The organism is Gramella sp. Hel_I_59, from assembly GCF_006714895.1.
Taxonomy (GTDB): Bacteria; Bacteroidota; Bacteroidia; order Flavobacteriales; family Flavobacteriaceae; genus Christiangramia.
This window is the reverse complement of sequence record NZ_VFME01000001.1, coordinates 37,459-59,951: the sequence shown is the minus strand read 5'-3', so window position 1 is coordinate 59,951 and position 22,493 is coordinate 37,459. Positions and strand designations below refer to the sequence as shown.

The following is a 22,493-nucleotide window of genomic DNA, read 5'->3' as shown; positions in this document are numbered from 1 at the left end:
TACGCCATCCTTAATCTTCAGAAAAAACAGAAATATTAATTAGATTCCGAAGATTTACGCTTAAAAAACGTCAAAAAATCTTAATTTGAATTCCTAACTATCATTTAATAGAGTCAAAATTCATAAAGTTTGAAGACATCTACGATCTATAAACTCTCGGCAGTACTATGCCTTTTTGGTTGCTTCGCGGTCATAGCAGCAGATATTATTGGCATCATTCTTCATGAAGAGCACAATCCTTTAAAAACACCATAAGTATGCTGGCCATTGGTAAATATGGCTGGATACAGGATCTGGGTCTGGACTTTCTTGCGATGGGCTATGTTGCACTGGCAATCGGACTTTTCACCTGGAAAAAGAATAATGTAAGGTGGTTGATCGGTCTGGTGGTCCTGGTTCTTATTGGCGCAGATCTGATGATGATCGCAGAACATAATCAATATGCGGGACGTCCAGGAGAAAAGATCCATCGAAAATTGGTCTATATCCTTGCCGGACTATTTTTGATCCTTCATATTCTGGTTTATCCCTATATAAAATCCTTAAAACCTTTTCTGAGAAAGTTCACGATATGGGTTGGAGTATTATGGCTCCTTCTGGCGCCACTTTTGCCATTAATGCCCGATGATATCAACGGAGCTTACGAGCGATTTATTTGTAGCCTACTGGTGATCTGGCCTGCAGTGGTTTCCTATTATTTATGGAAGTCCGCTAATTTTGAAAATGCGAGTAGCGAGTAATTTAAATTGAAGCGAATTCAGGTGACAGGTATTTTATTCCTCTAAAGTTTCTTCAGTCTTTAGATATTCTGAAATTTCTGCTCTGGAATAAGTCATTCTGAAGCTTCCTGCGGAATACGGAGCGATCTCATAAGCGTTGTAATGCAATACGATCTTTCCTGGATAGATCCCAATATTAGCCGGAAGGTGAAACTTTTCATTTTCAAAAAAGAACCCCGTGTTATTAATGCTCGCACCTTCAGGAATGTTCTGTTTCACACGAAAATCCTGCTCTGCTTTTTTGGTAAATTCCGAAGAAAATAGGTCTTCTACGACTAATAACTTGCCCGTTTCAGCATCAAAATTGAGGTAACTCACACTATTGTAGCCATGTGCTCCACCGGTAAACATATCTGTAGTAAATTCCATGGAAACCAGCTCTTCGTTCTGCTGAATTACTTTTCCGAGGATCGTAGCTTCCCATGGAATCTCGTAATCGGGAAAGTCGGTCGCGGTTCTTTCATAATTTTGCAAAAATTGATCTACCAGTTTCCGGGGAGATTGTATGCTATCAGCCTCCGTGAAATCCACAGTGTTCTGGAGGAAGCTTTCTACCTCTAAATTGATCTTTTTTGAAGTCTTTCCATCATTATTTGCGACCGGGTAGCTGAGACTTATAAAAGTGCAATCGCCATTCTCAGGATCACAATCCTTATAACTGTTCTCAACGGTTTCCTGCTTAAATTCCAGGATTTCTATTTCTTCTTTTTTATCCTCATCTGCACAGGAGAATAGAATCAGGATCATTAAAGCTGAAAGAATTGCTTTTTTCAAGGCTATTGGGTGTTAAATTAGAGTATAAAGGTAAATTGAATTTTGTGAATGCTCAACGAGCTGATTACATTTGTTTACTACGATTTTCATGCATTGGAAGGCTAATGTTCGAGAGCGAATTCGAGCACTATTCATAATTAAAAATACTGCAATTTGAAGTTCAATACCAAGACTATACATGGAGGACAGGACAATGTGGATCCAGCTTATGGATCTGTGATGCCACCTATCTACCAAACCACGACCTATTCTCAAAGTTCACCCGGTGAACACAAGGGTTATGAATACTCCCGAAGTGGAAACCCGACCAGGACGGCATTGGAGAAATCACTCGCCAGTCTTGAAAATGGTGAATATGGTTTGGCATTTGGTTCCGGACTGGCAGCGATAGATGCAGTGCTTAAATTGTTTAAACCAAGTGATGAGATCATCTCCACAAATGATCTTTACGGGGGTTCCTACCGATTGTTTACGAAGATTTTTGAAGGTCTTGGAATAAAATTCAAATTCGTGGGAATGCAAGCTGCAGGAGATATTGAGCAGCATATCAATGAAAAAACAAAGCTCATCTGGGTAGAAACTCCTACCAATCCAATGATGAACATTATCGATATCGAGGCAGTTTCAAAGGTTGCGAAGCAGCACGAACTGCTTTTGGCGGTTGATAATACGTTTGCCACACCATACCTGCAAAGACCATTGGAACTTGGAGCCGATATCGTAATGCACAGTGCTACCAAATATCTGGGAGGCCACAGTGATGTGGTGATGGGCGGACTGGTCGTGAAGGACAAGAAACTTGCCGATGAACTTTATTTTATCCAGAATGCAAGTGGTGCGATTTGCGGTCCCCAGGATAGTTTCCTTGTTTTGCGAGGAATCAAAACCCTGCATATCCGGATGCAAAGACACTGCGAGAATGGTCGAGCCATTGCAGGTTTTCTGAAGTCCAATGATAAAGTAAAAGACGTTTACTGGCCGGGTTTTGAAGACCATCCCAATCACGAGATCGCGAAAAAGCAAATGTCAGATTTTGGAGGAATGATCTCCTTTAATACAAAAGAAAACACGCTGGAAAGCGCCCGTAAAATCGTCGAAAAATTGAAAGTTTTCACACTTGCCGAATCTCTGGGTGGTGTAGAATCACTTGCAGGACATCCCGCCAGTATGACCCATGCCTCAATTCCGAAGGAAGAAAGAGAAAAAACCGGTGTGGTGGATTCCTTGATTAGACTTAGCGTGGGAATCGAAGATGAAGAAGACTTAATCGAAGATCTTCGACAGGCTATTGGATAAATAATATTAATTTTAATTTCTGAAACCCTTATAACGGGTCACTTTATATATACAATGATGATTAAAACTTCAATTTTCTCTCTATTATTCCTTCTGGTATCGGGTTTAACTATTGCCCAGAACCTAAGTTCTCCAAATGCTGAACTTAAGATGAACTTTAGCCTAACCGATGCAGGTGAGCCAACCTACGAATTAACGTATAAAGGTAAGTCTGTAATCAAACCAAGCAAGCTTGGTCTTGCCTTGAAAGATTCAGAAGATCTGCTTGAGAATTTTGAAGTAGAGAATAGCAGTGAGACCAGCTTCGATAATACCTGGAAGCCAGTTTGGGGAGAAACTAAGGAAATAAGAAACAACTATAATCAGCTTCAGGTTGAACTAATTCAGAAAGACACAGATCGTAAATTGATCCTGAACTTCAGAATGTTCAATGATGGTCTTGGGTTTCGATATGAATTTCCGGAGCAAAAGAATCTAACCTATTTTGTGATTGAAGAGGAGCATTCTCAATTCGCAATGGCCGGAGATCATACCGCATTCTGGCTGCCTGGCGATTATGATTCTCAGGAGTATGATTATACCACATCAAAACTTTCAGAGATTAGTTCAAAATTTGATACGGCGGTTACCGGGAACGCTTCTCAGGAGCAGTTTTCTAACACAGGAGTGCAGACGTCACTTATGATGAAATCTAAGGACGGTTTATATATTAATTTGCACGAAGCTGCGCTGGTAGATTATTCGCTAATGAACCTGAATCTTGATGAAGAAAATCTAGTTTTTGAATCCTGGTTAACTCCAGATGCAGTTGGAAATAAAGGATATATACAGACTCCGGCAGTTTCTCCATGGAGAACCATCATGGTAAGTGACGAGGCAACAGAGATCCTGGCATCCAATATGAACCTGAACCTTAATGAACCAAATAAACTGAAAGATACCAGCTGGATCAAGCCAGTAAAATATATTGGGGTATGGTGGGAGATGATCACAGGTAAAAGCTCCTGGGCGTATACAGATGAATTACCTTCAGTACAACTCGGGAAAACCGACTATTCCAAAACAACCCCAAATGGTAAACATGCTGCCAATACAGAGCATGTGAAGGAATATATAGATTTCGCCGCAGAGCATGGTTTTGATGCCGTTCTTGTGGAAGGCTGGAACGAAGGTTGGGAAGATTGGTTCGGGAAATCGAAAGATTATGTATTTGATTTTGTGACTCCGTATCCAGATTTTGATGTGGAGGCAATTCATGAGTACGCACAAAGTAAAGGTGTGAAAATGATGATGCACCATGAGACTTCCGGAGCGATCAGGAACTATGAACGTCATATGGATACTGCCTACCAGTTCATGAATAAGTATGATTACCCTGCTGTAAAAAGCGGTTATGTTGGAGATATCATTCCGCGTGGTGAACATCACTACGGGCAGTGGGCGATCAACCATTTTTTATATGCAGTAACCAAAGCTGCAGATTATAAGATCATGGTGAATGCTCACGAAGCGGTAAGACCAACGGGATTGAGAAGAACCTATCCAAACCTTATTGGTAATGAATCTGCTCGTGGGACAGAATTCCAGGCCTTTGGAGGTTCTAAACCAAATCATGTGACCGTATTACCATTTACAAGACTCATTGGCGGACCTATGGATTATACTCCCGGAATCTTTGAAATGGATATTTCTAAGCTGAATCCAGATAACAATTCCCATGTAAATAGTACGCTGGCCAATCAACTTGCAATGTATGTAACGATGTACAGCCCATTGCAAATGGCTGCTGATCTTCCGGAAAATTATATGAGATTCCCGGATGCTTTTCAGTTCATTAAAGATGTAGCGCTCGATTGGGATGAGAGTGAATACCTGGAAGCGGAACCTGGTAAATATATCACTGTTGCCAGAAAAGCAAAGGGAACAAGTAACTGGTTCGTTGGAAACGTGAATGGAGAGGAAATGCGGACTTCAAAAATTGAATTTGACTTCCTGGATAAAGATAAAACGTACATCGCAACGATCTATGCTGATGCTGCAGATGCTCATTACAAGACGAATCCTCAGGCCTATGAGACCAAAAAGTATAGAGTGAATAGCAAATCCAGCTTGTCGCAGCAATCTGCTCCGGGTGGTGGTTTTGCGATAAGCATTATGGAAGCCGAAAAATCTGAAGTAAAAGATCTTAAAAAGCTATAATATCTTTCTCAGCACATTACCAGAATGAAAATTTCAATTCAACCGAACACAATGCTACGAACTCTAATCGTACTTCTCTTTTTATTTTTATCTACTCAAACTTTTGCTCAAAGACGCGGCGGACATTTTGAGATAGGACCAATGTTTAATCTTGAATATTCAACTATTTATGTAAATACCGGTGAACTTGTCATAACCAATACCGGCGAAGTGAAAGAGGAATGGAAAGATTCAGGATATGATACTAATTTTTCTGGAGGAGTATATGGAATGTATTATTTCGAATCTAGAATCGCTTTGGGAGCAGAATTGTATTACGATAAAATAATGTCGACTGACTTTGAAAGTGAGAATTATTACACTTCTATTACATTTCTCCCTTTTATAAATTTAAATTTTATCGAAAGTGTTGAAAATCTATATTTTGGAGCTGGTGGCGGAGTTTCATTTATACAAGAAATCCCAGAATATGGGCCTGAGGTAGATCCTGAAGATATTAGGGAAATAACAATACCGCTAAAACTTTCAGCAAGTTATAGATTTAAGAATAGAATCACCTTTGAAACCGGAGTCCATGGAGAAATATTGGGAGTAGTGAAAGATCTCGCAAGAAGAAATTCATTCTTCGTAGGAGTGAAAATTCCGATAAATCGAATTCTCACTGATGCCAGATATCTTTAATTTGTTCTCTATCTTACAATCATCTAAATTCTTGCTCCTATCTTTCAGGGCAACATTGAATTATAATGAACAAAAATAGCTTCGTAATTCTATTCCTTATAATTGGTTTAAATTGCTTCAGCCAGAGATACCGGGATTTTGAGGTGGGTCCAAGCATTAGCTATGCCCATACCTCCTTATATCTTTCTCAAAATGTTTTTGACAGCGGGGAGAGCGACAGCTTTACCAATTCAGGTTTTGAGCCTAACTACGCGGTGGGAATCTACGCGATCTATTATCTTTTGCCTAAAGCAGGTTTTGGAGCCGAGTTATACTGGCAACGAACTTCAGCTTCAGATCTTAGTGATAATGAGCATTACAACTCGTTGACTTTCATGCCCTATGTTAATTTCGATCCCTTCAACCAGATCGAAAATGTACTTTTTGGGGCGGGAATTGGAGCTTCTTTTATTCAAAATGCTCCAGATTACGGTAATGTGCTGGAGAGAGACATTCGGGTGATCACGATCCCGGCGAAATTATCTGTATCATACCGGGTTCGTAACCAATTTACATTTGAAATCTCCGCACAGGCAGAGGTACTGGAAGTAGTACGGGATCAGGTACGAAGAAATTCCATTTTACTGGGATTCAAAGTACCTTTTAATCGTGTCTTCGGAAATTACCGTTAAGACTTAAAGATCGTCTTAAAAACTTCTATTAGTTTATCAACTTCTTCCAGCGTATTGTAATGAACCAGGCTCACTCTTACCACGCCGTTCTTATCTTCCAGCTGAAGGTCCTGAATTAATTTTTTAGCATAGAAATCACCAAACCTGATCCCAATATTATGAGGATTTACTGCCTCTACAATTTCATTACTTCGGAAGTTGTTGTGCACAAATGAAATAGTAGGCACTCTTTTTTCAGCAGCAGCACTGGGTAGTCCAATGATCTTTATTTCTGAAACTGAATTCAAATAATCCAGAAGTCTTGTGGCCAACTTCTCTTCATGGGCAGAAATAAGCTCGTAGGTTTTATTCAATTTTTCCTTAAACTGAAGATCTTTTCCGTCGAAATGATGATCGTGCAATTCAGCATAGTAATCGGTAATTCCGGAAACCGCATAAGTAAGTTCGAAATTAAAATTTCCGGGTTGCAGTTTATATGGAACAGCATCTTTATCTATAAAATAATGGTTGATACTTTCCAGCTCTTTCAGTAGATCATATTTACCATACATCATGGCCAGGTGTGGTCCGTAAGTCTTGTACCAGCTAAACGTATAGAAGTCGGCATCCAGCTCCTGAACGTCAACTTTTCTATGCGGTGCATAGGCGACACCGTCTACACAGATCAAAGCACCGGCTTTGTGGACAATTTCAGCGTATTGCTTAACAGGATTGATCGTTCCCAGCACATTGGAGGCGTGAGTAACCGCAACGAGTCTCGTCTTTTCTGTCAATAAATTTTCAAGATCTTTAGTATCAAGTTCCAGAGATTCTGGATTTACCTGCCATATTTTAAACTTGAAGCCAGACTTTTCAAGATCTGTCCATGGAGAAACATTAGCCTCATGGTCTGTATTACTCACAATGACCTCATCTCCCTTTTGCCAGTTCTTACTAATGCTCAGGCTGAGAATTCGCATTAGCATGGTCGTACTGGAACCAATCACGATCTCCTCAGGTCTGGAAGCATTGATAAGCTCTGAAACAACTTTCGTAGAAGCTTTTAGTCTGTCTCCGGCTTCCTGGGAAACAGCGTAAGAAGCACCAAGTTGTACATTGGAGTGAAGCAGGTAATCTGTGATCTTGTCAGTGACCTGCTTTAAAACCTGTGATCCTCCAGCATTATCCATAAAAACGAAATCCCGTTCAAGAGCAGGAAATTGTTCTCTTACAAATTTAATATCTATCATTCTTCCAATAGGTTTTCATTAAATAATTCCAGTATTCTTCTGTATTCATCAGTCCAGCTACTAGGCTCCACGAATCCGTGGTCCTCCACTGGATAAACGGCAAGCTCCCAGTTCTCTTTACCTAATTCGATCAAACGCTGACTTAATCTCACCACATCCTGAAAATGCACATTTACATCTACCATTCCATGAGCGATCAATAAATCACCTTCAAGTCCTTCAGCAAAATAAATAGGTGAAGAGCGTTTGTAGGCAATTGGATCCTGGGAAGGTTCGTTAAGAATATTGCTGGTATAACCATGATTGTAGTGTGCCCAGTCTGTTACAGACCTTAAAGCAGCACCTGCCTGGAAAGTTTCAGCTTCAGTAAATAAAGCCATCAAGGTGATAAATCCGCCATAACTACCACCATAAATACCCACTTTTTCAGGATTGATATCATATTCTTCTATAAGATAATTTGCACCATCTACCTGGTCACTTAGGTCTTTCCCGCCCATATGCCTGTAAATTCCAGTTCTCCAATCCCTTCCATAACCGGCGCTCCCACGATAGTCGATATCGATAACGGTGTAACCAAGATCAGTTAAAAGGTTATGGAACATATATTCGCGAAAATAACTGGACCACCATTTGTGAGCATTTTGCAAATAACCAGCACCATGTACAAATACAATTGCGGCATCATTTTTCACATCCTCTTCAGGAAGATATAGTCTGGCTGGAACTTTCGCTCCATCCTGCGCCGTAAATTTAATAAGTTGAGGTTCACGCCAGTCATAGGCTTTAAAGGCTTCAGATCTGCCATCGGTTATCTGGATCGTTTCAGCAGTTGTTGAGGTTTCTTTTAGAAATAGTTCTTCCGGTTTGTTCATATAGGAATAAGTGATCGCCATTTGCGATTCATCTGGAGATAATCGTACATCGTTATTCCCGGTCATGGAAGTAAGTTGCTCCATATCACCGCCCATTAAAGGCATTTTATAAAAATGTCTTTCCCCGGCATGAACTTTCGAAGAAGTGAAATACCAGTGCTTTCCATCATTCGAGATCATAGGATCAAAAACTTCATAATTTCCGGGAGTAAGATCTTTCTTTTTTCCTGTTTTCGTATTAAGGATCACTAAATGAGAATAACCTGATTCTTCAGTTTGAAAATAAATATGCTTATTTTCTGGCAACCATCCCATAGTTTCATATCCGTAATAAGTATAACCAATTCCCGGTCCTGCGAGCCATGCTTCATCACGTTGATGGTCGAGCGTTTCAAATGTTCCGGTTTCAAGATCAACTGCCACGATCCAGCGGTCCTTATTGTCTGTAGAACGTATGTTTACTACAGCTTTGTCTCCTTCAGGACTAAATTTCATGGAAGATGGAATTACCGGGCGCGGCTCTTTTTTCCATTCTTTTTCAGGATAGTCTGCAGTATAATCAGGTAGTTTTGAAATTCCTGGTAAACTGCTGAAATCAAACTTTAGAACGGTATCCTTCTCAATTTGATAAAGTGCCAGTTCTGCGGAATATTTAAGATCTCCAACCTTGCTTCTGGCAGAAAGATCTTCGGTATAACCACTTTCATTTACGTAATTAGGAACACCCGTGTTCTTTCCGCTTTCCCGGTCGATCAGGCTGAATGCAGCATATTTAGCATTTGGCGAGATCACAAAATTGCTCATGTTCTTATTGTCCAGGTAAAAAGTAAATTCTTCAGGATCGCTGGTAGATTCGCGGTACTTTTTCGATGCTTCCCTGTTCTCTTTTCGTTCTCTAACAACCTGTAAAAGATCAAGATTTTCATCCTGAAGCCATTGATCCTTTTCGTCTAATTTCTTATCTGCGGAAGCTTTTTTCGATCCAGATTTGATATTGGTAAGTTGCTGAAGCGTTCCGTTTTCGAGATGATACAAGAATGCATTGTCTTCAGCCTGGAATAGGATTTCATTTTCTGAAGCTGAAAATTCAGGATCACTTATTCTGAAGGGCAAACTGATCAATTCCTTTTTGGATCGATCATTCATATCATAGATAATAAGTTTTCCATCATCTGTATACAGCATTTTCTTTCGGTCACTACTGAAGTCACCGTAAGTTGGGATCATTGCTTTAGATTCTTCCGGAGAAACCTTTAAGATTTTTTGAGGATTATCTATCTCAATTTTATAAAGACTGTCTACAGCATTTCCTTCAGGATTGTATTGAAAATAGACATTTTCACTATGAATTCCCCATCGAACTCTATCAGGGAAATTACCCATCCATTGCGGATCCTGCATGATCTTCTCGACGCTAAGTTCTGAAGTCTGGGCATTTAGCTGTAAAAATGATAGGCATAGTATGGCGAGAAACGCGAATCTTTGAAGCATTGGTGAAAATTTACGATTTTGGAAGGCCAATATAGCCAAATTTTAACTCCGCATTAAACGTTTTCGTACCACTGCGGTCTAATTTCAGAGCAATTGTTCTAAAAAGAACGATATTGTAAAACACATCAACCAATCTTTACATTATGACAAAAAAATTATCCTTAGCCTTTTTATTTTTCATCTCCTTTTCGGCTGCATTTGCGCAAAGCACCCAGGAAATGGTGGAGAAGATCGTAAAAGAAGCAGAAGGCAATTCAGAACTTGAGAATCTTGCGCATGAATTACTGGACGTTGTAGGTCCAAGACTTGTTGGAACGCCTCAAATGAAACAGGCTAACGACTGGGCGGTAAATAAATATAAGAGCTGGGATATTGACGCCAGAAATGAAGAATGGGGAAAGTGGAAAGGCTGGGAACGCGGAATCACGCATGTAGATCTTATCTCTCCAAGGATTCAGAGCCTTGAAGCACGACAGCTAGCCTGGAGTCCATCTACCGGCAAAAAAGGAGTGCAGGCTGAAGTAATTATCCTTCCGGCAGCAAAAGACTCTATGGACTTTGTAAATAAATTGAAGTCGGTTAAAGGGAAATTCGTGATGATCTCAATGCCACAACCAACAGGAAGACCAGACGATAACTGGGAAGAATGGGCTACAGAAGAGTCATTCGAAAAAATGAAAAAGGATCGTGATAGTTTAAGTGAAGTTTGGAGAGAACGTACTTCAGCTAGCGGATTATCCAGAAGAGAATTACCTCAGGCACTGGAAAAAGCAGGAGCAGCTGGGATCATTTCATCTTACTGGTCACGTGGATTTGGAGTAAACAAAGTATTCTCTTCATATACCGAAGAAATTCCAACCATTGATATTTCACTGGAGGATTACGGGATGTTATACAGACTAGCAGAATATGGCGATAAACCTGAACTTAAAGTAGTAGCTGAATCTCAGGAGCTGGGAGAAGTTCCAACTTTCAATACAATTGCAGAGATTAAAGGTTCAGAAAAGCCTGAAGAATATGTAATTCTTTCAGCACACTTTGATAGCTGGGATGGTGCAACTGGTGCAACTGATAATGGAACAGGAACCATCGTAATGATGGAAGCGATGAGAATTCTTAAAAAGTTGTATCCTAACCCAAAAAGAACAATTCTGGTAGGACATTGGGGTAGTGAAGAGCAGGGATTGAATGGATCCAGAGCATTCGTAAAAGATCATCCGGAAATCGTTGAAAATACGCAAGCTTTGTTTAACCAGGATAACGGAACTGGAAGGGTAGTGAATATTTCTGGAAACGGATTCCTGCATGCCTATGATTATATAGGACGCTGGTTGTACGAAGTTCCAGAAGATATAACTACACATATTGAAACCAATTTCCCTGGATCTCCAGGAAGAGGAGGATCTGACTATGCTTCTTTTGTTGCGGCTGGAGCACCAGCATTCAACCTGAGTTCATTGAGCTGGGATTACTGGAATTACACCTGGCATACCAACAGGGATACCTATGATAAGATCGTTTTTGATGATGTTAGAAATAATGTGATCCTTACAGCGGTACTTGCTTATATGGCTAGTGAAGATCCTGAAAAAACATCCAGAGAACAGATTAGCTTACCAAAAAGTCGTAGAACCGGAGAGCAGATGACCTGGCCAGAGCCACGCGATGCTACTCGTAGAGGAGGTCTGGAAGAAGACTAATTAATTAGAACATTACTAAAGCGGTCAATTTGCCAATTTCTTTTTGAGCACATTGGCCGCTTTTGTATATCCGCCATTTCCACCATCTATAAAGTGAATATGTTCGTCTGTCTTCATATTGCGAACATAGCAGGACATGATACTTTCTTCACTAATATGAAAACCATATTTAATGAGGCCTTGTGCTTCAACACTATCAAGGTATTTGAAAAGTTCTTTTCTTTGGTCTGCGCTGCCTGTAATTACAGTATTAATTCTGCCATCAAGGCTTAGATTATCAGATAATTCCACCATACGCTTTAAATAAGTTTTACCAAGATTGGTGTTCCTAAGATAAAACTCCCCGAACAGGCTAATCAATACTCCTTTTAGAAATTCCGGGATATTACCTTCACCCCACTTAACCTTTACATCATTGCTAATACGGTCAAAACTGGTGGACATTTTAAGCTTGTCTGTAGAGATTGGTCTTCTGCGCTGTGTGGAACCGTAGATCTCGTTGAGCTTTTCGAGAATATCTGAATAAACTTCCGGGTAGTTCGCATCACCGCATCCGGCTATAAGAAGGCTTAAAACTTCCTGGTTTTCCAAAGGTGGTTTGATCTTGTCCCATTTACAATCCATCCCGGATAGATTAACAGGCACTTCATCGATCTCGATAGGTAAACTGTTAGGACTTTCTTTTATAAGCTTTTCAGCAATTAGTAATCCCTGACCCATGATAATTGGGATCACCAGAGATTCTGTAGTACTTACTCGGGCTATCTTTAATTCGATCCCATCCCGATAAAGATCTTTTACGCGATAAGTTCCCAATGAAAGTTCGAATTTAAAATTCTTCTGAACGTTTCTGTTGTGTTTCTCAAGAACAGATAAAGCTTTAGTTGTAAGACTATCAGGTATTAAGAATGTAGCTCCATCCCCTCCAAAAAAGAAAGGAACAGTGACCCCTTCAGAAATGGATAAATTGAGTATCGCGATCACACAGCCGGTAGCCACAAGGTTCACTTCTTCATGCCTGCCATCGTTCACCGCTTTGGTAGAATCCCGAATATCTGCAACCAGGACATGCCATGTTGGTGGAACCTCCTGGAAATTGCTTCTGTCCCGAAAAAGTTCATGAATAGCCAGATCACTAATCGGGACTTCGGTATAGAAATTACGATGCTTGTCCATCATAGAACTTCTGTCGAAATGGATGTGTAAAAATTTCGGATTTTAGAACTAATTGAGCTCAGCACCCACTGCTACTGAACAGTCATGCCCAGGTTGCCCGTGTGGAGGATTAATCGTTGGAGTGGCGCTCTGCATTCTAACAGGACTTGTGGTCATAGGTTGAGCCGGAGTATTTCCCTCATTTGTAAGAGGAGCACCTACCGGTAGTTCACAACGATGACCTTCTACGCCATGAGCAGGATTATATTTTAGCTCACTATCTGCTTCCATATTCGTTTTCATCGAATTGGCAGTGCTAACGGTTTCTTTTTCTTCGGAAGTTTTCTCTTCTTCTTTTTTAGTTTCTTCACAAGCAACGAATGCTATAAACAGAAGGCTTAAAAAACTAATTTTCATCAATTTAATCATATGGCTATCTTATTTAGTAAGGGTCTCTAATTCTTCTTCTGAAATATTCAGTAGTCCTGATGCAGGCAACCTTGTGGTCATTTCTTTCCAGTTTTCATCTGCAGCAAAAACTTTTTTGAAAATTGGTCTAGCTTCATCCATTCTCCCACTATTGGCAAGAGCTACAGCTTTCCAGTATTTCATTTCCAGGTTTTCAGGAAACATTTTTTCTGCAGCACCATATTCCTCAAGTGCTTTTTCCATATCGTTGGCTTCTACAGCAAGGTCTCCTTTATTCATATGTTCGTAAGCACGATGCACCTTCAGTAATCTTCCAAGTTCCTTGATTGGATTTTCGTGATCATCCACTCTAAGATCCACCTTTTTATCTTCCCAGCTTTTTTCGGTTTTTTCAGGACCTACGACAATAAGAGCAGCAGATTGTTTTCCTCGTATATCACCACCGGCTTCCTGTGCGGCCAGCATCACAGCAACCACTCTTTCAGCTAAAGGAAGATCTGAATTCGTAGCATAGGCATTCGCCATGGCAGGAACTACATTCTCATTTAACATCATATTTGCCTGTACAGAAAAATTATTACCCTGTATGTCTTCCGCAGCCTGAACGCATTTATCACCAGTATAGGCAGAAACGTTACCGTTTACATCCAGAAATGCAACCTGACGGAAAGCATGGCCTTCATCTTCATCTACCATTTTAGCCAGCGCTATATCTGCTGGCATTCCGTTTTCCATTAATTCAAGTCCCTGAGGACCGTAGGCCGGATTTACAAAGGATTGAGTGGCAACCACTCCAACACCAGATTTGCCCCAGGAAACTATAGAACCCACCGAAAACCAGTGACTTTGAACGCCTACAGCCATTTCACCGGTGACAGTATCTCTGGCAACAATTGAAAATGTATGTGCAAAAGCACTTTTTTCGTGACCAATATTCTGTGCGTGAGTACTGAATATCGATAAACAGAAAACTGCTAAAACTAATTTTTTCATACTTAAGGAACTTAAAGTCTAAAGATATAGAATAAGACTGTAAATTTTAGAATTATGTAGTAGCGAAGTCAATGCCGATTTTTATAAATTCGTTCAACGGCCTCATAGTTCAATGGATAGAATAGAAGTTTCCTAAACTTTAGATCCAGGTTCGATTCCTGGTGAGGCTACAAATTCTTCATCTATAAAAACTCAGGTCCATTATTTTTCCTTGATTCCAATACCTCGAATCAGAATTATATTTGCAAAGGTTAAATATAAGACGAAGATGTAATTCGGTAATTTATATGCAGTTAGTTTTATAGCGACTATCACCTTTTAACCGGTTTATTTGCAATTAATCGATATCATAGCAAGGTGTTAAATTGTTTATAAGTCGGTTTAATGCAGTAAATATCAGCAATTCGGAGTTTTCTACCTGTTAATATCCTCCTGATTTAAATATACAATTGTCTTGTAGTCAGTCTATTAGATTACTAAATTAAGCTATCCAAATTAACCCTACCTGGAAAGAACTTATTATTAACCAGTAGTGCCCTATTTGCTACATAGTATTCATGCTATGAAACCAACCGTAGTTACAAGTCTTCAGGACGAAGTTAAAATTGATAGACAAGTTCAGTATTTATCTGGCCTCACTAAAGTACTATTTCTAATTGCCATCAGTCTGCTTGTATTTTTAATTACTTCCAGTACCTATTCAGATTCAGGATCAATAGATCATCAAAAGGAGTTTGAAGGAGAGCAGTTGAGTAATACTTCGGCTTTGAATCCGCCAGCACCTTTTTAGCTAGGCTTCTTCAGCTTTAATATTACCTGGTCTTATTTCGGGATTAAGATTTGTATTTTTATCTAAAAAACGAAATGAAATCAACTCCTAAAGTACTCATCTTCGATGTGAACGAAACTCTTCTTGATCTGTCTCCGCTAAAGGAAAGCATCAATAAAACCCTGGGTAACGAATATGCGGCTGATATCTGGTTTGCTGAACTAGTACAGTATTCACTGGTAGAAACGGTAAGTGATTCCTATCACAACTTTAGCCAAATAGCCCAGGAGGTATTAAGGATGAACGCCCTGAAATATGATTTAGAACTTTCTGAAGAAGAATTACAGGAGACATTGAAACCCATAACCAGTCTTACAGCATATCCAGATGTGATGCCAGGTTTAAAGGATTTGAAAAGTTCAGGATTTAAATTGATAGCTTACAGCAACGGTAAACCAGATGTACTTCAAAAACAATTGGAATTTGCTGAAATTGATCAATTCTTCGATCATATTGTAAGCGTTGAGAACGTGAAGAAATACAAACCTCATCTTGATAGTTATAAATACATTGTAGAAGCTTCCGAAGTAAATAAAAGCGATTGTATGATGGTTGCAGCTCATGGCTGGGACATCGCCGGAGCAGGAAGGGCTGGATTGCAAACAGCTTTCGTGCGCAGGCCAGGGAAATTTCCATTTAGACTGGCGAAAGATCCTGATCTAATGGTAGATTCGATCGAACAACTGGCAAAAGAATTATAACAAAAAAGCCACACTGTGATGTGTGGCTTAAATTTATAGTGTCGAGAACTAGAAGTCAAAGTTCACGGTGAAGTTCAAACGACCTCCCTCGTCTCCAACATAGTATCCAATGTTTCCTGTAAAGGCTTTGAAAGCGTTGATGAAAATCGATCCACCCACGTTAGAATGCCATTCGTTACTATCATCTTCATCTACCCAAACTCTACCGTAATCGTATCCAATGCTTGCTCCCATACGAATCGGGATAAAATTAGTTCTGAATTGTGCGATTCCACTTCGAATATCAATATTCTGATAGAATGCATATTTACCATTAAAACGTTCATTACGGTATCCTCTAAGCGTATTTCTATTACCACCGCCAAGTGTAGCCGCATGATAGAATTCGTACTCATCTCCCAGGATCGCTTCCCCACCTATTTTTGTTGCAATAGCCGCGAAACCACTTTCGTGTAATGGGTAATTCAAAGATAGCATTGGTCTCACGTAAGCGAATTTGTTATCAAACTCATCAATATTACTTTTATAACCCGCGGTTAGATCTACTTCGATCCCTCTTGATGGAAATGCTGCTCTATCCTTATTATAATAATTGTAGTTCACCTCTGCACCAGCATAAAGTTGTTCTTCAAAAACATCATTATCCTGATCAAAAGTTTCAGCTATAATTCTATTTGTATCGTAAGAAACCTGCTTGGATTCTATCATAGGCTTAATACTGAAGAATACATTATTGTTCTTTCTATAAATAATTGAAGGTGCAAGTCTCCATTGTTCAATTCTCACCCGGTTGAAATCTCTGGAAACATCGTCGTCATCGTACTCTGTATCGTTTCCTGTTCCAAAATAGTTAATCACGAAATTCGGACTCGAATAATAAGCATCTACTCCAAAATTCCATTTGTAGAACACGTTTGCGAATTCACCATAGTAACCAACATCAAATCCCTGGGTTGCAAAATAATAGTTTGCAGAAAGGTTGTGTTGAGATGTAAATGGATTTCGAACCAGACCATAGGTCGTAAAGGTGTTTTTAACCCCTAAGCTGAATCCCTGATCTGAATTAAAGTCGGCACTGGGGAAAAAAGTAAATTGGTTACTTTTTCTCTTTTTAGGATCGTAATTATTAATATCATAAGAATCTACAAGCATTTTATTTGCGCCTGAAGTTTTTATCGTGTTATCCTTGCTCTTGTAATCGTAAAGTTTCGCCTTTTTTGTATTCTGAAAGTCGTAGATATCATTTTCTTCTCCACCAATAACTTTCAGTTTTACCAGTGAAGAACCTTCGCCTACGATCTTAAATTCATCATCGCCGTCAAGTCCATAGATCCAAACTTCTTTGGTTTCATCACTGTCGTAAGTTTTTTGAGCAACTACTTCACCATCTTCATTGGTTAGCTCAATTTGCGTAATTCCGTCAGGTTTACGAGTAATAAGGAAAGCATCATCATCTTCGGTTCCAAGGAAGATATCGAATTTCACCAGGTAATCGTAGTACTCACGTGCGATCTCCATCATATTACCTCTTCTTACCTCAAGAGTGCTTTTGATATCCATCACATATTCATCATCTGCTATATCTGAAGGTAATACATCGAAAGCTTCCTGAATAACTTTGTCTGTAAGTGTATTCTGAAGATATTCAGCCTGTTCCTTCCAGGTATTCCAGTTATTCTCTCTAATTACTGCTTTATCTAACGGGTATCCGGCGTGGTTAAACCATTTTGGTCTTTTCACAGTTTCTGTAAAAGGTTCCATCGCTCTAATTTGAGGGAAACCTACACGAAGTAAAGAAAGAATAAAACCGTCTGTTTTTGAAAATACCTGATCACGGTCTTTTGCGATAGGTACGTATCTTTTCTTACCTTCTTCATCCTCGAATTCTGCCCATTCGTATTGTCCTTCATGTCTGTCCCAGTCACCCAGGAACATATCGAGAAGCCTTGCTCTAATGTACATATCCTCATCTACATAAGCCTCTTTTGATTCCTGCATTTCCAGAAGTAGATCAGATGAGTTCAGGATATCCTCAGCTCCATCAAATATTGGAAGATCTTTATTTTCTCCTCCAATATGTGCTTCGAACATATATAGTTCGTCACCATATTCCTCATTATAAACTCCCAGTGCTTCCTGCTTCGGAACATAGTAAAGTTCAGAATTTGGATGGAAGATATTTAGTTCGTCCATGAATTTTCCTGCCGGGAAAGTACCGTAAGGAAAAGCTGTTGTGTAAAAATCCTGTACATATCGCTCAGCTACCGTGTTTTCTAAATAATCTTCTACATAGTGATTTGTGATCACGGTAGTTTGTAAAAACTGAAGCGCACTTTTTTTCAAAGCTCTCATGGTATATTCGTGACCATCGTCATCTATAAATCCGAGCGATCTTGATTGATGTCCACCTCCGGCACCCAATACTTTCATATTCCCAGGAATGGTATCTAAATAAAGAACAGGGAATTCAAATTTTTTGCTGTAAAGAGATCTGTAGTGTTCTCCCCAAAGTGCTTTGTAAAGTCCGTCTTTATCGGTTTCCTCTGCAGTGTAAACAGAGGTAGTAGTAGTTTTACCTAACTTGGTCTCTGGCCATTCTACTTCGTCTAAAGTTGGTCGTTCTCTGGCTATTTCGTAGCTATAGATCAGCTTTTCACCTTCTGGGGATACTGAGAAATATTCTACGTTTGAAGATCCATTCTTGTAGATATTGACCCTGGCATAACCAAGTTCATAACTCACGAAGTCGCCTTCTTCCTTATCTGGTCTTGCCTTCGCAATTTCTTTAGTGACACCAGTAATGATTTGTTCGATCCCATCATCCTGTACGAATTGAAGGTTTTTATCTTTTCCAGATAAGAAAATCACATCATTATATTGTCTGGCAAGTGCTTCAAGGCTACCCATCAATTCTTTTAATTGCGGGTTACGACTCGTTTGAGTCCCATGGCCCAACATCTTCTCTAGAAATCCGATTTTGGTTTGTGTCATCACAGGATGATGAACCGCAACAAGAACTGTTTTTCTCTGGCTATCTTCTAATTCATCATTGAATTCATCCAGAAACTGAAGCCTTGTTTTGATCTCACATTTATTGTTGATATATGGGTGATCATCCCAGTTTTCAATATACCATTGAGAATCTATCATTATAAGCTGCACGTCATCACTAAGACTTTCGCTCTCAATAGGGCAACCATCATTGGGCCAGAAATCAGATTCCAGGGTATCCTGTAAAAAAGATTCCAGATCATCTATATTATCCGGGGCGTCTTCCTGCCACTCATTATATCCAGGAGTGTAAATTATTTTTCCGTTGAAATCCTTGATCTCATCAAGTAGATTTTTCTTAAGATCTTCTTCAACCTTAGAACGTCCATTATCTTTATCTGGAAACCCGTCTTCTGGTACAATATTACCAACCATTACCAGGCTGTTAGATTCATTCGCCTGGGAAGATTTTACGATTTTATCGAGTATCTGCTTATTATCTTCGTTAGAACGAAGTCCCGTATTGGAAGTGACATAAACTGAATGCACGACTTCTTTAGAATTCGTTTGAGAATATCCGGTTAGATTTCCCAGAAATGCTAATAGCATTCCAAGAAATAAAGTTTTGCTGCCGACTTGTGTTTGTAGGGTTAGTTTAGTAATTATGCTCATTGAAGGTAAGAGTTTGATTGAATTCAGTATAGTAGTAGTATTCTGCTAATAACCTTCAAAAAAATTCAATTAATTTAGGATGTCATAGCTCTTTATAATACTTTAACAACCACTCCTAAAATTTTTACTAATTAAGGTACATCTGCAATTGTCCAGGCTTCAGTTTAAGTTTAATTTTTTTGAGATTCAGCATTCAATAATGCTATTCCTGCTTATTGTTAGCGGACTGGCCTTAGGTAATCTGTCAGCATATGGACAGGAACTCCCGCCGGTTACCAATTTCAGCCCTAATGATTATTCCGCAGGAAATCAGAACTGGATGATTTCACAGGCTGATAACAAGAATCTGTATTTTGCAAATAGCACGGGTCTGCTGGAATATAATGGCGAGCGCTGGAGATTGTACCCGGTTCCCAATAAATCTATAGTTCGATCTGTAAAAGTCGTAGAGGGCAAAATTTTTACGGGAGCTTATATGGAAGCTGGCTACTGGATTCCAACAGATAACGGAGATCTGGTTTTTCAAAGTCTGATTTCAAAATTCCCTGGTCTTAGCGATGGCGAACAATTCTGGGACGTCGAATATATAGACGGACAGGTGGTTTTTAGAAGTTTTGCGGGCATTTACCTCTACGATCTTGAACGAAATGAGATTGCGAAAATGGCTAACCCAGGCGGGAAACCCGTTTCCAATATTTTCAATTTTGAAGATGAGCTTTATTTTCAGCTTGCTGGTGATGGATTGTATAAATTTGAAAAAGGTCAGCCTAGACAAATCATAACCGGAGAGCAATTAGGAGATATTGCGATCATGCATTTATACGATCTGGCTGATGATGGTCTGTCTATTATTACCGGTAATTCTGAATTTTATAAAATTCGCGCGGGTGAGCTTGAGCAGTTTAATATACAGCTTAGTGAAAGCATTGGAAAGCCAAATGCGCTCGACGCACTGGATCTTGACAATGGTAATCTAGTCCTTGGAACTGTAGGAAGTGGTGTGCTCGAAATCGATCGGGATGGTAAGATCATTGGTAGATTTGATCAGAATAATATTCTGCAAAATAATACAACCCTGGATCTGCACCTTGATCAGTCTGGGAATGTATGGGCAGGGCTTGATCATGGAATTAGTGTGATTGATCTGGGATCTAGCTTCAGATCCTTTCAGGATAACCGGGGGAAAGTTGGCTCCGTCTACGATTCCTATGAAAAGAACAATTTGTTGTACCTGGGGACAAACCAGGGATTGTATGTTAAAATGGATGGTTCCGAAGAATTTCAGCTGATTCCGGGAACGAATGGACAGGTCTGGTTTCTGAACGAAATCGAAGGGAACCTGTTTTGTGGGCATAATAGTGGGACTTTCCTGGTGGAAGGAGCCACTGCAACAAAGATCAGTGAGCGTCTTGGGACCTGGATCGTTAAGAAATATAAGAAGGATCTCTATATTCAGGGACATTATAATGGTATCAGTTTTCTACGGAAGCAGGATTCAGGATTTGAAGATCTGCCCATGCTGAATAATTTTCCACATTCCTCTAAAAGTATTGTGGTTGCTGATGATCTCAGTATATGGATTGGTAACGAACATAAGGGAGTTTTTAATCTTCAGCTCAATGATTCGCTAGATGCAGCCTCTAATACCACCAACTACAAATTTGACGAGGAATCTGGAATAACTTCCGGGGTATTTCAGTTTAATGATAGTCTGTATTATAGTAGCCTAACCAATATCTACAAATTTGATCCGGTTGAAAATCGATTCGATCCAGATAATTCTTTAAATCTTCTGGTAACCGATGTGGAAAGAGTTTCCGGTAGAATGATCGTCGAGGAAGATGATGTTCTTTGGGGTTTTTCCGAAGAAGGGATTTTTTCTATAGAACCTGAAGGAATTGGCAAGGATTATCAACTTGACTATATTTTTATTGACCAGGACTATAGGAATATCGCGGTAGGATATGAGAATATCACCAGATTAAAAAATGACAGGTATTTACTTGGAGTTGCCAATGGTTATGTAAGTTTTGATGATTCAGCTGCAGACTCAAATTTTGCAGATTTCGAGATAAGTATAGATCGAATTACCGCAAGCTCTATAGATTCTCTCGGAGTTTCTTTAAATTCTTCGGAAGTGATAGAACTTCCATTCCAGCGTAATAACCTGAAATTTGAGTTTAGCGCGCCGGTCTTTAAGAAATATACCAATACCAAATACAGTTACCGTCTCGTTGGTTTATCTTCAAACTGGAGTACATGGAGGGAAGAACATGAAGTGTCTTACGAAAATTTGAATTTCGGGGATTATATTTTTGAGGTTAAAGCCCGGGTTGGTAATTCTGAAACTGAACCTGCAAGCCTATCTTTTACTGTTGAAAGACCTTTTTATTTAAGTACTCTCGCTGTCATTTTATATGTGCTGATCTTTCTTCTCATCCTTTATGCGGTTCATTTAATGAACAGAAGACATCACCGCAAATATCTGGCAGAGAACGAACGCGCCCTTAAACTAAAGAACCTGGAGGCCGAAAAGGAGATCATTAAGTTGCAAAATGAGAAACTGGAACAGGAGATGACAGGTAAAAACCGGGAACTGGCGGTAACGACCATGAGCCTAATTAAGAAGAATGAGTTTCTAACCAAGATCAAGGATCAACTGAAGGAGTACGAAAAAACCGGAAAGGTTCAATCGGTGATACAAACTATCGATAAGGATATTAGTGAAGAAGACAACTGGAAATTCTTCAAGAAAGCTTTTAGCAATGCCGATAAAGACTTCTTCAAAAAGATCAAATCTCGACATCCTGAGCTCACTTCTAATGATCTCAAACTATGTGCATATTTAAGACTGAATCTTAGCTCTAAAGAAATTGCCCCTCTGCTAAATATTTCGGTAAAAAGTGTAGAAATTAAACGATATCGTTTGCGTAAAAAGATGAATCTTGATCGCGAAACGAATTTAACCGAGTACATTCTCTCTCTATAACCTTTACAACTGTAGAAAATAACTCTACATCACCTCTAC

Annotated in this window: 16 protein-coding genes and 1 tRNA gene; 10 read left to right on the top strand and 7 right to left on the bottom strand. The window is 39.5% G+C overall.

Going from position 1 to position 22,493, the window contains the following annotated elements:
- The first annotated feature begins 251 nt into the window (after nt 1-251).
- Nucleotides 252-740 carry a DUF998 domain-containing protein gene (locus tag JM79_RS00245; RefSeq protein ID WP_260443476.1) on the top strand — a complete coding sequence of 163 codons (489 nt, stop codon included), beginning with the start codon at nt 252-254 and terminating at the stop codon, nt 738-740.
- Between the two features lie 33 nt (nt 741-773).
- Here the strand turns inward: JM79_RS00245 and JM79_RS00240 are convergent, their stop codons facing one another.
- On the bottom strand, nt 774-1,553 hold the full coding sequence (locus JM79_RS00240; protein WP_141876243.1) for a DUF3298 and DUF4163 domain-containing protein: 780 nt from the start codon (nt 1,551-1,553) through the stop codon (nt 774-776).
- Nucleotides 1,554-1,706: 153 nt separating this feature from the next.
- Here JM79_RS00240 and JM79_RS00235 point away from each other — a divergent pair, with 153 nt between their 5' ends.
- The 4 genes from JM79_RS00235 (at nt 1,707) to JM79_RS00220 (ending at nt 6,400) form a co-directional block, all read left to right on the top strand.
- A complete protein-coding gene (locus JM79_RS00235; protein WP_141876242.1) occupies nt 1,707-2,849 on the top strand; it encodes a cystathionine gamma-synthase in 1,143 nt (380 codons plus the stop codon).
- 57 nt (nt 2,850-2,906) lie between these two features.
- Nucleotides 2,907-5,048 carry a glycoside hydrolase family 97 protein gene (locus JM79_RS00230; protein ID WP_141876241.1) on the top strand — a complete coding sequence of 714 codons (2,142 nt, stop codon included), beginning with the start codon at nt 2,907-2,909 and terminating at the stop codon, nt 5,046-5,048.
- Between the two features lie 51 nt (nt 5,049-5,099).
- Nucleotides 5,100-5,729 carry an outer membrane beta-barrel protein gene (locus JM79_RS00225; protein WP_185739438.1) on the top strand — a complete coding sequence of 210 codons (630 nt, stop codon included), beginning with the start codon at nt 5,100-5,102 and terminating at the stop codon, nt 5,727-5,729.
- A 65-nt stretch (nt 5,730-5,794) separates the two neighbouring features.
- Nucleotides 5,795-6,400: a porin family protein gene (locus JM79_RS00220; RefSeq protein ID WP_141876239.1), complete on the top strand. Its 606-nt coding sequence runs from the start codon at nt 5,795-5,797 to the stop codon at nt 6,398-6,400.
- Here the strand turns inward: JM79_RS00220 and JM79_RS00215 are convergent.
- Together JM79_RS00215 and JM79_RS00210 are read right to left on the bottom strand one after the other, a co-directional pair.
- Nucleotides 6,397-7,629, bottom strand: a complete 1,233-nt coding sequence (locus JM79_RS00215) for a cysteine desulfurase-like protein (RefSeq protein ID WP_141876238.1) — start codon at nt 7,627-7,629, stop codon at nt 6,397-6,399. The genes JM79_RS00220 and JM79_RS00215 overlap by 4 nt on opposite strands.
- Entirely contained in the window at nt 7,626-9,995 is a 2,370-nt protein-coding gene (locus JM79_RS00210; RefSeq protein WP_141876237.1) for a prolyl oligopeptidase family serine peptidase, read from the bottom strand. The genes JM79_RS00215 and JM79_RS00210 overlap by 4 nt, the downstream gene beginning before the upstream one ends.
- A 143-nt stretch (nt 9,996-10,138) precedes the next feature.
- Here JM79_RS00210 and JM79_RS00205 point away from each other — a divergent pair, with 143 nt between their 5' ends.
- Entirely contained in the window at nt 10,139-11,695 is a 1,557-nt protein-coding gene (locus tag JM79_RS00205; RefSeq protein WP_141876236.1) for a M20/M25/M40 family metallo-hydrolase, read from the top strand.
- Nucleotides 11,696-11,719: 24 nt separating this feature from the next.
- On the opposite strand, the gene JM79_RS00200 is transcribed toward JM79_RS00205, so the two are convergent.
- The 3 genes from JM79_RS00200 to JM79_RS00190 are packed head-to-tail and all read right to left on the bottom strand — an operon-like array spanning nt 11,720 to nt 14,272.
- A complete protein-coding gene (locus tag JM79_RS00200; RefSeq protein WP_260443340.1) occupies nt 11,720-12,874 on the bottom strand; it encodes a DUF3095 domain-containing protein in 1,155 nt (384 codons plus the stop codon).
- A 45-nt stretch (nt 12,875-12,919) separates the two neighbouring features.
- Nucleotides 12,920-13,267: a hypothetical protein gene (locus JM79_RS00195; RefSeq protein ID WP_141876235.1), complete on the bottom strand. Its 348-nt coding sequence runs from the start codon at nt 13,265-13,267 to the stop codon at nt 12,920-12,922.
- Nucleotides 13,268-13,288: 21 nt separating this feature from the next.
- A complete protein-coding gene (locus JM79_RS00190; RefSeq protein ID WP_141876234.1) occupies nt 13,289-14,272 on the bottom strand; it encodes a DUF1028 domain-containing protein in 984 nt (327 codons plus the stop codon).
- A 98-nt stretch (nt 14,273-14,370) separates the two neighbouring features.
- Between JM79_RS00190 and JM79_RS00185 the strand changes: the two genes are divergently transcribed.
- The 3 genes from JM79_RS00185 to JM79_RS00175 all read left to right on the top strand — a co-directional run bounded on the left by JM79_RS00185 (nt 14,371) and on the right by JM79_RS00175 (nt 15,802).
- A tRNA-Arg gene (locus tag JM79_RS00185) sits at nt 14,371-14,442 on the top strand.
- Between the two features lie 392 nt (nt 14,443-14,834).
- The gene (locus JM79_RS00180; protein WP_141876233.1) at nt 14,835-15,062 is read left to right on the top strand and encodes a hypothetical protein; all 228 of its coding nucleotides are present in this window, start codon (nt 14,835-14,837) and stop codon (nt 15,060-15,062) included.
- Nucleotides 15,063-15,136: 74 nt separating this feature from the next.
- Nucleotides 15,137-15,802: a haloacid dehalogenase type II gene (locus tag JM79_RS00175; protein WP_141876232.1), complete on the top strand. Its 666-nt coding sequence runs from the start codon at nt 15,137-15,139 to the stop codon at nt 15,800-15,802.
- 48 nt (nt 15,803-15,850) lie between these two features.
- Here the strand turns inward: JM79_RS00175 and JM79_RS00170 are convergent, their stop codons facing one another.
- Nucleotides 15,851-19,465, bottom strand: a complete 3,615-nt coding sequence (locus JM79_RS00170; RefSeq protein WP_185739437.1) for a metallophosphatase — start codon at nt 19,463-19,465, stop codon at nt 15,851-15,853.
- Between the two features lie 199 nt (nt 19,466-19,664).
- Here JM79_RS00170 and JM79_RS00165 point away from each other — a divergent pair, with 199 nt between their 5' ends.
- Entirely contained in the window at nt 19,665-22,454 is a 2,790-nt protein-coding gene (locus tag JM79_RS00165; RefSeq protein ID WP_260443339.1) for a triple tyrosine motif-containing protein, read from the top strand.
- Nucleotides 22,455-22,493 lie beyond the last annotated feature (39 nt).

Excerpts from the sequence above, each read along its gene's own strand:
- JM79_RS00230 (WP_141876241.1), top strand. The coding sequence starts at position 2,907 with ATGATTAAAACTTCAATTTTCTCTCTATTATTCCTTCTGGTATCGGGT.
- JM79_RS00225 (WP_185739438.1), top strand. The coding sequence starts at position 5,100 with ATGCTACGAACTCTAATCGTACTTCTCTTTTTATTTTTATCTACTCAA.
- JM79_RS00220 (WP_141876239.1), top strand. The coding sequence starts at position 5,795 with ATGAACAAAAATAGCTTCGTAATTCTATTCCTTATAATTGGTTTAAAT.
- JM79_RS00215 (WP_141876238.1), bottom strand. The coding sequence starts at position 7,629 with ATGATAGATATTAAATTTGTAAGAGAACAATTTCCTGCTCTTGAACGG.
- JM79_RS00210 (WP_141876237.1), bottom strand. The coding sequence starts at position 9,995 with ATGCTTCAAAGATTCGCGTTTCTCGCCATACTATGCCTATCATTTTTA.
- JM79_RS00205 (WP_141876236.1), top strand. The coding sequence starts at position 10,139 with ATGACAAAAAAATTATCCTTAGCCTTTTTATTTTTCATCTCCTTTTCG.
- JM79_RS00200 (WP_260443340.1), bottom strand. The coding sequence starts at position 12,874 with ATGATGGACAAGCATCGTAATTTCTATACCGAAGTCCCGATTAGTGAT.
- JM79_RS00195 (WP_141876235.1), bottom strand. The coding sequence starts at position 13,267 with ATGAAAATTAGTTTTTTAAGCCTTCTGTTTATAGCATTCGTTGCTTGT.
- JM79_RS00190 (WP_141876234.1), bottom strand. The coding sequence starts at position 14,272 with ATGAAAAAATTAGTTTTAGCAGTTTTCTGTTTATCGATATTCAGTACT.
- JM79_RS00180 (WP_141876233.1), top strand. The coding sequence starts at position 14,835 with ATGAAACCAACCGTAGTTACAAGTCTTCAGGACGAAGTTAAAATTGAT.
- JM79_RS00175 (WP_141876232.1), top strand. The coding sequence starts at position 15,137 with ATGAAATCAACTCCTAAAGTACTCATCTTCGATGTGAACGAAACTCTT.
- JM79_RS00170 (WP_185739437.1), bottom strand. The coding sequence starts at position 19,465 with ATGAGCATAATTACTAAACTAACCCTACAAACACAAGTCGGCAGCAAA.
- JM79_RS00165 (WP_260443339.1), top strand. The coding sequence starts at position 19,665 with ATGCTATTCCTGCTTATTGTTAGCGGACTGGCCTTAGGTAATCTGTCA.